This is a genomic window from Novosphingobium chloroacetimidivorans, assembly GCF_014204535.1.
Lineage (GTDB): Bacteria > Pseudomonadota > Alphaproteobacteria > Sphingomonadales > Sphingomonadaceae > Novosphingobium > Novosphingobium chloroacetimidivorans.
Genome location: NZ_JACHLR010000016.1, coordinates 86,316 through 99,373 on the forward strand (window position 1 = coordinate 86,316; position 13,058 = coordinate 99,373).

Here is a 13,058-nt window from a genome sequence, read left to right on the forward strand (position 1 = left end):
TGATAGCCGAGCGCACGGGGGCCGGGCAAGCGCGGTGCTGGCGATCCGGCGAGAGGGTGGCCATATCGAGCGCGTGAGCACACCGCTTCTATCTCACCCCTGTTCGTGCCGAGCGCAGTGGAGACATGCGAGCGCGGTGCCAGCGCGTCTCGACTTGGCTCGACACGGACGGGGAGGAGCGGGCCATGTTTGACCTGTTCGATCTGCCGCTTGTGCCCGGCCTCTCCAGCGCCACGGACATCATCACGCCAGTGGAGGAAGCCGAACTCATCGCCCGTATCGATGCGGAGGCGCTGCTGCCGTTTAAGTTCCAGGGCTGGGAGGGCAAGCGCCTGACCCACTCGTTCGGTTGGTCCTACGACTTCGAGGACGGCCGCTTCGCGCAAGCCGCGCCTATCCCCGAATGGCTGCTCTCCATCCGCGCCCGGGCCGCTGCGTTCGCCGGGCTCGATGCGTCGACGCTCGTGCAAGCCCTGCTGATCCGTTACGATCCGGGAGCCGGCATCGGCTGGCACAAGGATCGGCCGGTGTTCGAGCATGTCGTCGGCGTGTCACTCGGCGCGGAGGCGAGCATGCGGCTGCGGCGGCGCAAGGCGGGCGGGTTCCAGCGCGTGTCGCTGCCGCTGCCGGCACGGTCGGTCTACCACTTGTCCGGTGAGGTGCGGCATGGCTGGGAGCACAGCATCGTGCCGATGGAGCATCGCCGCTGGTCGGTGACGTTCCGGAGCCTGGCTTGAAGATCCTCCCCTGCAAGGGGAGGTGGCAGGCGCGTAGCGGCTGACGGAGGGGTGCTACCGCTGGTGGAGTGCGCGACCGAGAGGGCTACACCCCTCCGTCACGCCTTGCCGGCGCGCCACCTCCCCTTGCAGGGGAGGATCTCGTAAGGCATCCGGTCACTTATCCGCCAGTTCGATCCAAACCGGTGCGTGGTCGCTGGTCTTCTCCCAGCCGCGGACCTCGCGATCGACTTGCGCATCGACCAGCCGCGCCGCCAGCGGCGGACTGAGCAGCAGGTGGTCGATCCTGAGGCCGGCATTTCGTGTGTAGGCGTTCCGGAAGTAGTCCCAGAAGGTGTAGATCGTCTCGCCTGGATGCAGCTTGCGCAGGGCGTCGGTCCAGCCTTGGTCCAGCAGGCGGGCGTAAGCGGCGCGTATCTCGGGCGCGAACAGCGCGTCGTCCGTCCAGCGCTCGGGCTTGTAGACGTCGAGCTCGGTCGGCATCACGTTGAAGTCGCCCGCCAGCATGACCGGCAAGCCCGAGGCGAGCAGGCCGTCCGCATGGGCGATCAGTGCCTCGAACCAGGCGATCTTGTAGTCGAACTTGGGGCCGGGCCGCGGGTTGCCGTTGGGCAGGTAGAGCCCGCCGATCAGCACGCCGTTCACCGCCGCTTCGATGTAGCGGCTCTGCGCCGGGTCGGGATCGTTCGGCAGCCCGCGCCGTGTCTCGTGGATCTCCCCGACACGGCTGAGGATGGCGACGCCGTTCCAGCTCTTCTGCCCGTGCCACACCGCCTGGTAGCCGGCGTCGGCGATCGCGTCGGCCGGGAACCTGGTGTCCGGCGCCTTGAGCTCCTGCAACACCACTACGTCGGGCGCGGAGCTCTCCAGCCAGCGCAGCAGCACCGGCAGGCGGCCGTTGACGCCGTTCACGTTGTAGGTCGCGATCTTCACGGCGGGCAGCTCCTGGCTCGCAGCGCAGAACCGCCGGTGCCATCGGCGGGTTCCCCGCCGGCGCGGTCAGCCAGCCAGGCCCATCCCGTCCTGCTGACGGTCGATCTCGTCGGGACGCGGCACGATGATCGTCTTGCCGCTGAACTGGACGAGCCCCTGGCGTCGCAGTTCGGAGACGACGCGGTTCACATGGACCGGGGTCAGGCCCACGACATCGGCGATGTCCTGCTGCGTCAGCGGGATCGTGCAAGGCTGGCGGACGCGGCCGTTCTGCTGCAGGCGGCTGTAGATCTCGGCGAACAGCGCCGTGATGCGGCCGTTGGCCGAGCGGCGGCCGAGACTGACGATCCAGTCGCTCTGCCGGTTGAAGTTGGTCATCAGCGCATCGATCAGTTCGGAAACGCCTTCGTCGCTGGCGTTGCGGATCGATCCGAGCGGGATCTCGGTCGCGATCACGTCGGTCAGCGCGACGATCGAAAGCTCTGCTTTGCTCGAGATCACCCACTGCGGCTCGCAGACGTCCCCGGGAAGGTAGAGCGCGGTGATCTGGCGGCGACCGTCGGGCAGCAGCGTGTAGCGGCATGCCCAGCCCTCATCCAGGCGGTAAACTCTGTCTTGTGCCTCGCCACCCAGTGCGAGATGCTCGTGCCTCCGGAAACGGCGTAACGGCTCTTTGCCCAGACCGGACTTCATCAAGTATCCTCAGAAAACCCCAGAGCGCGCTCTGTGGCGCATTTCCGACGGTGGACTGATTTACCCACGTTAAGTTGATGAAAAAAAGAGTCGGATGGGCCCTTATCGCAAGGGAGAGCCGGTGTACGCCTGGCCATCCGGCGGCCAGAGCGGGCGCGCCTGCCGCAGGCTTGCGGAACATGCGGCAACCTGCGGCTTTGTGCGCGCATGACGACCGACCCGCAGCCGTGTCGATCGGCGGCCCGGCTGTCCACTAACGCGTCGTGCGCCTGCTGCGTCACGATCGGTGACAAAGGGGAAGATCGCCCATGTTAGAGCGCCATATCCTGAAGCTTCAGGCCCGTGCGCCGGTCCTGGCCGAGTACGAGCAGGCTCTGGGCGAACTGATCTCGGAAACGCGCGACTACGCGGCCGACCAGATCGTCGTTCCGGCTTATGTCGAGCAAGTGCACAGCACTCTTCTGCTCGAAGGTTTCATGTGCCGTTACAAGGATCTCGCCGACGGGCGGCGGCAGATCACGCAGGTCCATGTGCCGGGTGACTTCGTCGACTTGCACAGCTTCACGCTCAAGTATCTCGATCAAGACGTGATGACGCTTACCCCCGTCAAAGTAGCACTGTTCCCGCATGAGGGCCTGCGGCAGGTGACCGAGCGCTATCCGGCGCTGGCGCGCATCTACTGGTTCAACACCAACCTGGACGCCGCTATCCATCGCGAGTGGGAGCTTTCGCTCGGCCGTCGCAAGGCCCGGGCGCGCATCGCCATGCTGCTCAGCGAATTGCAGGTGCGGCTGGGCATCGTCGGCCTGGGAGACGATGCAGGTTTCGATTTCCCGCTGACCCAGGTCGAGATCGGCGAGTGCACCGGCCTCACCAATGTCCACGTCAACCGGACCGTCCGCGAGCTGCGCGAGGCGGGCGTTGCCGAATTGCGCCGCGGCCGCGCCGACATTCTCGACAAGGCGGCGCTCTGGCGCGAAGCGGAGTTCGACCCGCGCTACCTCTACCTGCAGAAGCGCGAACGCTGAGCCCGTCACAGCCTCACGCAAGGTTGCAGCGCGGCCCCGGCGGTCTACATGCACCCACCGATGACCAGCTTGCTCCGCCTCGCCCTCACGTTCGTCCTGCTGCTGAGCGCGGTCTCGCCGGCATTCGCGCAATCGCAGGCCCAGACGCAGACGCTGGCGCAGACTGCGGCGCAGATCAGCCAGGCCGAAGGCGAGGTGCGCAGCGTCGATCGCGCGCTCGACGGCGGCGTCGATGTCGACGAGCATGACGATCTGCGCGCCAAGGCTCTCGCCGCGCAGCAGGCCGTGCGGGCCTCCGCCAGCAATCTCGAACAGCAGCTGGCGATCATGGATGCGCGCATCGAAGGTCTCGGCCCGGTCGCGAAGGGCACGACCGAGGCGCCCGAGATCCTGCGCGAGCGTCAGCGCCTCGCGCAGAACCGGGCTGCGATCGATGCGGCGATCAAGCGCGGGCGTCTCGTCGATGTCGAGGCGCAGCAGCTCATCGACGAGATCGACCGCAGCCGCGCCGAGCAGCTGAACGAGACGCTCTCCACCCGGGCCCATTCGCCGCTGATGCCCGACTTCTGGAGCGCGGTGGTCTCGGCCCTTCCGCGCGACGTGCGGCGGGTCGACCGCTTCGTCTCGCAAGGTGCTGCGCAGTTGTTCGGGCGCTGGCAGGAAGGCGTGCCCTGGCCGATGGTGCTGGGCCTGCTGGCGGCCGCGGTGCTGCTGTTCCCGGCGCGTATCAAGCTGCGCGAGCTTGGCCAGCGCTACCTGATCGGGACGGCGCCGGGCCACCGCATCCGCCGCTCGGGCTTTGCCTTGTGGCGCCTGCTGGTCGGCACCCTCATGCCCACGCTGGCGGCGGTGGCGTTGGTGCAGGGGCTGCGTTGGTCGCAGATGCTTCCTGCGCGCTGGAGCGGCTTGCTCGACGGGCTGGTGCTCGCGAGCGGGTTCGCCGCCTTCACCGTCGCGGTCGCCGGCGCGGTGCTGATGCGCACCCAGCCGACCTGGCGCGTCGCTCCGATCTCGGACGAGACGGCCAGCCGCCTGCGCCCGCTCGCCTGGCCGCTGGCGATCATCGCGTTCCTCAGCATCCTGGTGGACTCCTTCAACCATGCGGTGGGCGCCAGCCAGGCGGCTTGGACTGCGGCCGAGGTGATCGAGGCCCTGCTGCACTTGCTCTGGATCGGCACGTTCCTGCGCGTCCTTGGCCGCTTGCGCGCGAACCGTGCGGAGCGCGAGGAGGCCGAGGGTGCGCCGGTCAGCGGCACGGGCCTGGGCGCGCTGGTGCTGCTCGCCTGGTTGCTGGTCGGGGCGGCGCTGGTCGGCCTGGCGATCGGCTACGTCGCGCTCAGCCTGTTCGTCGCGCGGCTGATCATCTGGATCGTGCTGACAGGCTCTGCGCTCTATCTACTGATGAACGGTGCCGACGATGTCGCGACCACGGTGTTCAGCCGCAACAGCCGGCTCGGCAACACGCTGGTGCGCAGCGTCGGCTTGCGGCCCAGCCTGGTCGATCAGTTCGGCGTCCTGCTCTCGTTCGTCTTGCGGCTGGTGCTGGTGCTGGTGGCGCTCGGCCTGGCGCTTTCGCCGTTCGGCGGGGGCGGCGGGCTGACCAGCCTGTTCGGCCGGCTCGGTACGCTCTCGCAAGGGATCGCCGTCGGCGGGATCGAGATCTCGCCCGGCGCCATCGTGCGCTCGATCCTGGTGCTGGCGATCGGGCTTGGCGTCGTGCGCGCCTTCATGTCGTGGCTGGACAACCGCTACCTGCCCGCGACCGACCTGGATGGCTCCGGCCGCAATTCGGTGAGCCTGGTGGCGCGCTATGTCGGAGTGGCGCTGGCGATCATCTGGGCGCTGGCTTCGCTCGGCATCGGCATCGAGCGGATCGCCCTGCTGCTTTCCGCCTTGTCGGTCGGCATCGGCTTCGGCTTGCAGGCGATCACCCAGAACTTCGTCTCGGGCCTGATCCTGTTGGCCGAGCGTCCGATCAAGATCGGCGACTGGATCCGCGTCGGCACCGACGAGGGCGACGTGAAGCGCATTTCGGTGCGCTCGACCGAGATTACGCTGCCGGACCATTCCACGCTGATCGTTCCCAACTCGGAGCTGATCACCAAGTCGGTGCTCAACAAGACGCTGGCGAGCCCGCTGGGCCGCTTCCAGATCCAGTTCTCGGTGCCGCTGGAGAGCGACGCCGAGCGCGTGATCGCCATCGTCACCGAGCTGTTCGCGCAGGAGGCGGCTGTTCTAGACGATCCTGCGTCCAAGGTTTTCGTCGACGCGATCACCGATGGGCGCATCCTGTTCAACTGCTTCGCCCATGTCGCATCGCCGAGGGACGCGTACGGCGCGCGCAGCAACGTCCTGCGCAAGCTGCTGGCGCGGTTCCGGAGCGAGGACATCGACATCGGTACGGTGCCGCAACGGTTGGAGCTCGCTCCCGCCGAGTTCGACAGGATCGCCGCCGCGCCCGATCCGGACGGCAGCAAACCGGGCTGACCTGCGTTCACTCGCTGCAACCAGCTACAAGCCCAGGAACAAATCAGGGTGCTCCAGCAGACCATCGACGGCTCTCCCGTTTCCGATCCGCATGTGAAGGAGGGCGTCGCCGCGCAGCCGGTCGAGCTGGACTTCAACGTCAAGCGGATCGAGACGGTCACACTCAGCGGACCGCCCGCGCTGATGGCCCGTGACTTGATGAGCCCGTACATCTGGCGCGAGCCCGACGGCCGCTGGGGCATCATGGTGCGCGCGGTCGTGCGGCCGGGCGAGCCGCTCACCGATACCGGCGTGATCTGGGCCGGCTGGAGCGATGACGGTCTTGCCTTCACCATGCTCGATGCGCCCTCGATCGTACCCGGCCCCGGCGATCACGACGCCGGCGGAGTCGAGGATCCCACGGTGGTCCGGCGCGAGGAAGGATACCTCGTCTACTACTCGGGCGTGCTCGCCGACCATGCGCATGGCGAGCTGTCCTACGCCACCGGCCCCTCGCTCGACCGGCTGACGAAGAGCGGCGTCGCGCTGGCCTCGTCGAAGTCCGAGGGCAACACCAAGGAAGCCACCGTCGAGCGGATGGAGGACGGTCGCTGGCGCCTGTTCTACGAATATGCCGCCGACGAGGCCTCGCGCATCGGCGTCGCCGTCGGCGAGGATGTCGCCGGGCCCTGGACGGAGCAGCCGACCCCGTTCATGCCCCGTGCGAACAGCTGGGACGACTGGCATTTGTCGACCGGGCCGCTGCTGCTCGACGATCCGAGCACGCCGGTCATGTTCTACAACGGTGCTACCCGCGATGCGCGCTGGCGGATTGGCTGGGTCGCCTTCGATGCCTGCTGCACGCATGTCGTCGCGCGCGGGATCGAACCGCTGATCACACCGCCGCCGTGCGACGATCGTACTGCGACCGACATCGCCTTCGCTGCATCGGTCGTGGTCGCCGACGGGGCCATCTGGCTGTACTACTCGCTGGAGGATCGCCGCCTGGCCCGCGCGCTGATCCGCCGCAGCTGACGCGGGAGCCATCGGCGGCACCACGGTTTACGCCAGGATGTCGATGGCGCTGGTGGCAGGCTTCTGGGGAATGGTCGGCGGCTCGGCGCTGTTGCTCGGCGCGGGTATCGCCTACCTCGTGCAACTGCCGCAGCGGTTGATCGCCGCGATCATGGCGATCGGATCGGGTGTGCTGATCTCGGCCGTCGCCTTCGATCTGATGGACGAGGCGTACAAGCGCGGCGGCTTCGATTCGACGGCGCTGGGCTTCGTCGGCGGGGCGCTGGCCTATACTTTGGCCAATGTCGCGGTTTCCAGGGCGGGTGCTCGGCACCGCAAGCGCTCCGGCTCCAATCCCGATCGCAGCCAGCCCTCTGCCGACAGCGGCTCCGGGCTCGCCATCGCCATCGGCGCCCTGCTCGACGGCATTCCGGAGTCGGTGGTGATCGGCGTCAGCCTACTCGAGGGCGGTGGCGTCAGTCTGGTCACGGTTGCCGCAGTGTTCCTCTCCAACGTGCCCGAAGGCTTGTCTAGCGCTGCCGGCATGAAGCGGGCAGGGCATGGGCCGGGCTACATCTTCGGCGTATGGGGCGGCATCGCCGTGCTCTCCGGCCTGGCCGCCTTGGTCGGCAACGTGACGCTGGCCGACGCGACGCCCGACGTGATCGCCGCCACGACCGCGATCGCCGCGGGCGCGATCCTGGCCATGCTCGTCGACACGATGATTCCCGAGGCGACCGAAGAGACGCACGAATTCTCCGGCCTGATCACCGTGGCGGGCTTCCTGCTGGCGTTCATCCTCTCTAAGATGGGTGGCTGAGGAAGGCCCGAATAGCGTCGAATCGGCCACGGGCCTTGTGTCTTGGCGCTTAGAGGCGCATGGAGCCGCTCTTCATGACACCATCATCCGTTCCCCCGCTTCTTTCCGAAGCGCTCGCCGCGCGCGGTTATTCCGCGCTGACCCCCGTCCAGAGTGCCGTTCTCGAGCCGGAGGCGGAAGGGCGTGACCTCATCGTCTCGGCACAGACCGGCTCGGGCAAGACCGTCGCCTTTGGCCTGGGCATGGCCGCACAGCTGTTCGCAGATGGCGCGCTGCCGCCTGCGGGCATGCCGCTGGCGCTGATCATCGCCCCTACGCGCGAACTGGCGCTGCAGGTCAGTCGCGAACTCAGCTGGCTCTATGCCGCCGCCAATGCCCGCATCGCCTTCTGCGTCGGCGGCATGGACCCCTCGAAGGAGCGCCGCGCGCTGGCGCAGGGCGCGCACGTCGTCGTCGGCACGCCGGGACGCCTGCGCGATCACCTGGAGCGTGGCGCGCTCGACCTCTCGGCCTTGCGCGTCGCCGTGCTCGACGAAGCGGACGAGATGCTCGACATGGGCTTCCGCGAGGATCTGGAGCAGATCCTGGACGGCACTCCGGACGAGCGCCGCACGCTGCTGTTCTCGGCGACGATGCCCAAGCCGATCGCCGCACTCGCCAAGCGCTACCAGCGCGACGCCCTGCGCATCTCGACCGTGGGCGAAGAGCGTGGCCACGGCGATATCGCCTATCAGGCGGTCACCGTTTCGCCGTCCGACATCGAGCATGCCGCGATCAACCTGCTGCGCCTGCACGAAGCGGACACGGCGATGCTGTTCTGCGCCACGCGCGACAACGTGCGCCACCTCCATGCCAGCCTGACCGAGCGCGGGTTCGAGGCCGTCGCGCTCTCGGGCGAGCACAGCCAGAACGAGCGTAACGCCGCGCTCCAGGCCTTGCGGGACCGCCGCGCGCGAGTCTGCGTCGCCACCGACGTGGCGGCGCGCGGCATCGACCTGCCGACGCTCAGCCTGGTGATCCACGTCGAGCTGCCGCGCGATGCCGAGACTTTGCAGCACCGCTCGGGCCGCACCGGACGCGCGGGCAAGAAGGGCACCGCCGTGCTCATCGTGCCCTATCCGCGTCGCCGCCGCGTCGAAGGCATGCTGCGCGACGCGCGCGTCCAGGCCGAGTGGATTTCCGCGCCGACGCCGGAGGACATCCGCGCCAAGGACCGCGAGCGGACGCTCGAAGCGCTGCTGGCACCCGTCGAGTTCGACGAGGAGGATCGCGAGCTTGGCGCCCGCCTGCTGGCGGAGCGCAGCCCCGAAGATATCGCGGCCGCCCTGGTGCGTGCCTATCGCTCGGCGCTGCCAAGCCCCGAGGAGTTGATCGAAGGCACGCCCGAGGCGCGCAAGGCCGCGCAAGCCGACAAGCATCGTCCCGGGTTCGAGGACGTGGTCTGGTTCCGCATGGACATCGGTCGCCGCCAGAATGCCGACCCACGCTGGGTGCTGCCGCTGATCTGCCGCCGCGGCCACGTGACCAAGGGCGAGATCGGCGCCATCCGCATCGCCGCGACCGAAACCTGGTTCCAGATCCCGCGCAACACGGCCGGCAAGTTCGCGGCTGCCGTCGCCCGCACTGCCGGCGCCGATGGCTCGGACGAGAGCGGCGTGCGCATCGAGCAGGCCGAGGGCGGTCCGGCCGAGACGCCGCGCCAGAATGCCAAGCACAACGCGCGCCAGTACCGCAGCGGCCCGGCGCGGGACGGTGGCGGCGGTGGTTCGCGTGGTCCCGCTTCCGGCAAGCCGCATCGCAAGGGGCCTCCCCGCCAGCGCGGCTGACGCGCCTTGCACTTGAGGCAAGGCGGCACTTTCTGCCTTGCGGTGCGCTCGGCCAGGCAAAAGCAACAGCGCCCTCGTCCACGGTAGAGTGCAAGCTCACCTGATCGCGCTTGTCTGATCGCTATAGATGCGTGACCCCGGCGCATGTATACGCTCAATCAAGGGAAGTAATGCGATAGGTGGGGTGATCGCGTGTCTGTTGTGGGGAGCGCCCGGCCGGCGAGCGGTCCTGGCAGCATCGGCGTTGTGATCGCTGTCATCATTGTCAGCGCGGTTACTTTCATTCTGTTCAATGTCGCACGCGACATGGCGCCCGTGCGTGTCGACACGGCCGCGGGCGAGCGTTTCCGCTGCAGCGTGCTGAGCGTCTACGACGGCGACGGACCGATCGCCTGCTCCGAAGTTGATCGTGACGGCCAGCCGGTGCTGATCCGCCTGCGCGGGATCGAGACGCGCGAGGTCGACGATACCTGCCACCAGTTCGACTTGTGCCCCGACGCCAGCGGCCTGGCCGCCAAGGCCGAGCTGACGCGTCTTGCCGCCGGGCGGCTCGACTGCATGTCCTATGGGCCCACCTCGTTCGGGCGGGTGGGCGCTTTGTGCCGCAACGCCAAGGGTGCCGATCTGAGCTGCGCCATGCTGAAGAGCGGAATGGCCGCGCGCTGGCCGCAGTACGATCCCGAGGGGCGCCTGGTCGCCTGTCAGCCAAAGAAGGTCATCCGGTGAGCGGGGGCGCCGCAGCTTGGAAGGCTCCGCCGCTGCAGCGGACGGTCGTTGCGCCGGTGCTGGTGGTCTGGGGCTTCGGCTATCTGCTGGTCGACATCATCGCCTACCTGCTCGGCCGCTCGGTGCCGGGGCTGAACCTGCTCGCCTCCGTGCCGCTGTTCGCGCTGGGCGTCTCGCAGACGCTGGCGTTGCACTACGCACGCGCGCGCCTGCGCCGCCAGCCGTCGTGGCTACGCTGGCCGCCGCAAGCGGTGGCGCTGCTCGCGGCGACGGCAGTCCAGGCCGCCTTCGACCTCTATTGGCTGCGCTGGGTCTCGCTGTACTTCATCCCGGAGTGGCAGGTCTGGACACTCAACATCAACCTGCAGCGGCTCACGACCGTAGGCATCCTCTACTTGTGGACCTTCTGCCTGTCGCTGACCCTGCTCTGGGCGATGCACGTGCGCGGCGCCGCGCATTCGGCGGCCGCCCGTGCCGCGGCTGCCGAGGCCGCCGCCGCCCGCTCCGAAGCCGCCGCGCTGCGCCTGCAGCTGAACCCGCACTTCATGTTCAACGCGCTCAACTCGCTTTCCAGCCTTGTCCTGATCGACCGCAAGGACGAGGCCGAGGAGATGATCATGCGCCTGTGCGAGTTCCTGCGCGGCTCGCTTGGCACCGACCCGATGGCCGACGTGCCGGTCGCACAGGAGATCGAAGTGATCCGCGCGTACCTCGGCATCGAGAGCGCGCGTTTCGGCAAAAACCTGCGCGTGTCCGTGGCGATGGACCCGGCGGTGGCGCAAGTCGCGGTGCCCAACTTCATCCTCCAGCCGCTGGTGGAGAACGCGATCAAGCACGGTGTGGCCCGCAGCCGCGGTGTGTCGAGCGTGACGGTCGACGCGCGAGCCGACAGCGAGGACCTCGTGCTCAGCGTGGTCAACTCGCTAGGCGAGAGCTTGGGCGAGCGCACGAGCCAGGATCGCCAGGGCATCGGCCTGCACATCATCCGCCAGCGCCTGGCGATCCGCTTCGCCGAGCGCGCCTCGCTCGAGGTCGGGCCCTGCACCGAAGGCTATCGCGCCGTCATCCGCCTGCCCCTGGATCAGATGCAACCGGCTTCGCGGCCTGCCTCTGTCTCGCAAGCGAGGCACATCGCGACTGCCGCCTAACTTGCAGGGCGGGACTGAGTCTCCAGCGCGGCGATCACGTCCTGGGCGACGGCGAGCATGTTGACCTTGCCGTGGACGACCACGTCGGTCATTCCGTCCGCCTCGTAGATCAGCCCGCGCAGGCCGTGCCGGTCGATGCTTTCGACGATGAAACTGGCAAGCTGGTCGGCCGTCATCATGATCATCTCTCGCCGGCCGTTCGCATGGTCGATCGTCACGAGGCCCGCATGCGAACCTGCGCCACATCCATGTTGCGTCAATCCCAAGAAAGTGGTGCCGCAGAGAGGACTCGAACCTCCGACCCCAACATTACGAATGTCGTGCTCTACCAGCTGAGCTACTGCGGCGCGCCTCGGCCGGGCCGGGGGCAGGCGGCGCGTTTACCGGCGCCGGCCATTCTGTGCAAGCGACTTTACTGCGCCTTGGCGGTCAGATCCCGAAGCGCAGCTTGATCGCGCGATAGCGCTCCAGGAGCATGGCCGCGCGTTCTTCGGGTGTGACCATCGCCGTATCCGCGGGCAAGTGAGCCATCAGCTCCGACCGCCGGACCAGCTTCGTCCGGAACGTCGCCGCATTGCGGCTCATCAGGTTGCGATAGGTCAGGTTGCCATCGCTGAAGCCTTGCGTGTCGAGCCAGTTGTGCACACCGGGATCGTCGTGGCTCAGCACCAGTCGCACCACGCCATCGGCATCCACCCTGGTGCGCGCGGGCGTGTAGCTGGTCGGGCGGTGGAGGAAGTCCATCGAGCCCACAAAGGGCCCGCCCATGCCGAAGATCCAGAAGCCGTCGTGCCAGTCCATCTCGACGACCAGCGCCTCGTCGGGCTGCAGGCGCCAGATCATGTGCGCGGCCATGCGGCCGCGCTTGGTATCGTCGGCGGTGTCGGCGGACTTGTCGGCGGGAAACTGGTTGCGCTGGTTGGGATCGCAGACGCCGCCAGAGGTCATCCACGAGTGCTCGGGCCATTGCGCCATCAGTCCGGTCACGAAGTCGCCGGCCCATTCGAAAGCGTCAACCATCTGCCCGGGCGTGGCCATCGGCCGCGGCTCCTTCATGCCGAGGCGTTCGATGGTGAGCGGGGTCGGCGTCTCGCCCCATGCATCGAAGGCCTCGCGGATGAACAGCTTGCGACTGCCCGGTGTGGTGGGGAGCCAGTTGCCGGGTCTTTCCTCACCACCGACGATCAGCTCGAAGTACCCGTCCGCGTCGGTCTCCAATTGCGAGCCGAGCACGTTACATTCGGGAATGTCGCCGAACGGCTCATGCAGCGGCGGGTGGTCGGTGCCGGGGATCCGGTCGGGCTTGGGGCCTTGCACGGTGATGTTGAGCCAGCGGGCGGTGCCGCGCTGGCCGGTCAGGCGATACGTATGCTCGCCCGAGATCCAGGCCTGACGATACGTGAAGTCCGAGACGTCGCCGCCCAGCTTCATCGTCGGCGTGGTGAAGTAGTGGACTTGCGGGAACGCCGGATCCTTCGTCTCCAGTGCAAGGTCGAAGGCCTGGCCCAGGTTCTGCGTGAGGAACCGGAAAGCATCGGCGCGGTGGATTGGCGCGGGCGGGTTGGCGTCCTTGAAGGCGTAAGTGCCGGCCTCCTTCAACCGGTCGCAGAAGCGCTCCCAGGCGGCTTTGAGGTCGGCATCGGCAGGTCCGTCGCCATTGGCCATGC

At 68.0% G+C, this 13,058-nt stretch carries 12 protein-coding genes and 1 tRNA gene; 8 read left to right on the plus strand and 5 right to left on the minus strand.

The window, feature by feature from the left end:
• The first annotated feature begins 185 nt into the window (after positions 1-185).
• Positions 186-737: an alpha-ketoglutarate-dependent dioxygenase AlkB gene (locus tag HNO88_RS16730; protein ID WP_184248148.1), complete on the plus strand. Its 552-nt coding sequence runs from the start codon at positions 186-188 to the stop codon at positions 735-737.
• Between the two features lie 156 nt (positions 738-893).
• Here HNO88_RS16730 and xth read toward each other — a convergent pair whose 3' ends face one another.
• Together xth and HNO88_RS16740 are read right to left on the minus strand one after the other, a co-directional pair.
• Positions 894-1,670: an exodeoxyribonuclease III gene (gene xth / locus HNO88_RS16735; protein ID WP_184248151.1), complete on the minus strand. Its 777-nt coding sequence runs from the start codon at positions 1,668-1,670 to the stop codon at positions 894-896.
• Positions 1,671-1,736: 66 nt separating this feature from the next.
• Positions 1,737-2,363, minus strand: coding sequence for a Crp/Fnr family transcriptional regulator (locus tag HNO88_RS16740; RefSeq protein ID WP_184248154.1), 627 nt, complete (start codon positions 2,361-2,363; stop codon positions 1,737-1,739).
• Positions 2,364-2,671: 308 nt separating this feature from the next.
• Between HNO88_RS16740 and HNO88_RS16745 the strand changes: the two genes are divergently transcribed.
• The 7 genes from HNO88_RS16745 to HNO88_RS22875 all read left to right on the plus strand — a co-directional run bounded on the left by HNO88_RS16745 (position 2,672) and on the right by HNO88_RS22875 (position 11,391).
• Entirely contained in the window at positions 2,672-3,391 is a 720-nt protein-coding gene (locus tag HNO88_RS16745; protein ID WP_184248157.1) for a Crp/Fnr family transcriptional regulator, read from the plus strand.
• A gap of 60 nt (positions 3,392-3,451) precedes the next feature.
• On the plus strand, positions 3,452-5,878 hold the full coding sequence (locus HNO88_RS16750; RefSeq protein ID WP_184248160.1) for a DUF3772 domain-containing protein: 2,427 nt from the start codon (positions 3,452-3,454) through the stop codon (positions 5,876-5,878).
• A gap of 183 nt (positions 5,879-6,061) precedes the next feature.
• Complete coding sequence (locus HNO88_RS16755; RefSeq protein WP_221420074.1) at positions 6,062-6,892, plus strand: glycoside hydrolase family protein; 831 nt, start codon at positions 6,062-6,064, stop codon at positions 6,890-6,892.
• 43 nt (positions 6,893-6,935) lie between these two features.
• Positions 6,936-7,691, plus strand: coding sequence for a ZIP family metal transporter (locus tag HNO88_RS16760; protein ID WP_246381899.1), 756 nt, complete (start codon positions 6,936-6,938; stop codon positions 7,689-7,691).
• Between the two features lie 74 nt (positions 7,692-7,765).
• Positions 7,766-9,517, plus strand: coding sequence for a DEAD/DEAH box helicase (locus HNO88_RS16765; RefSeq protein WP_184248165.1), 1,752 nt, complete (start codon positions 7,766-7,768; stop codon positions 9,515-9,517).
• Between the two features lie 246 nt (positions 9,518-9,763).
• The gene (locus tag HNO88_RS16770) at positions 9,764-10,243 is read left to right on the plus strand and encodes a thermonuclease family protein (protein WP_184248168.1); all 480 of its coding nucleotides are present in this window, start codon (positions 9,764-9,766) and stop codon (positions 10,241-10,243) included.
• Complete coding sequence (locus HNO88_RS22875) at positions 10,240-11,391, plus strand: sensor histidine kinase (RefSeq protein WP_184248171.1); 1,152 nt, start codon at positions 10,240-10,242, stop codon at positions 11,389-11,391. The genes HNO88_RS16770 and HNO88_RS22875 overlap by 4 nt, the downstream gene beginning before the upstream one ends.
• Here the strand turns inward: HNO88_RS22875 and HNO88_RS16780 are convergent.
• The 3 genes from HNO88_RS16780 to HNO88_RS16790 all read right to left on the minus strand — a co-directional run bounded on the left by HNO88_RS16780 (position 11,388) and on the right by HNO88_RS16790 (position 13,056).
• The gene (locus HNO88_RS16780; protein ID WP_184248174.1) at positions 11,388-11,609 is read right to left on the minus strand and encodes a hypothetical protein; all 222 of its coding nucleotides are present in this window, start codon (positions 11,607-11,609) and stop codon (positions 11,388-11,390) included. The genes HNO88_RS22875 and HNO88_RS16780 overlap by 4 nt on opposite strands.
• A 53-nt stretch (positions 11,610-11,662) precedes the next feature.
• Positions 11,663-11,738, minus strand: a tRNA-Thr gene (locus tag HNO88_RS16785).
• Between the two features lie 82 nt (positions 11,739-11,820).
• Positions 11,821-13,056, minus strand: a complete 1,236-nt coding sequence (locus tag HNO88_RS16790) for a DUF1214 domain-containing protein (RefSeq protein ID WP_184248178.1) — start codon at positions 13,054-13,056, stop codon at positions 11,821-11,823.
• Positions 13,057-13,058 lie beyond the last annotated feature (2 nt).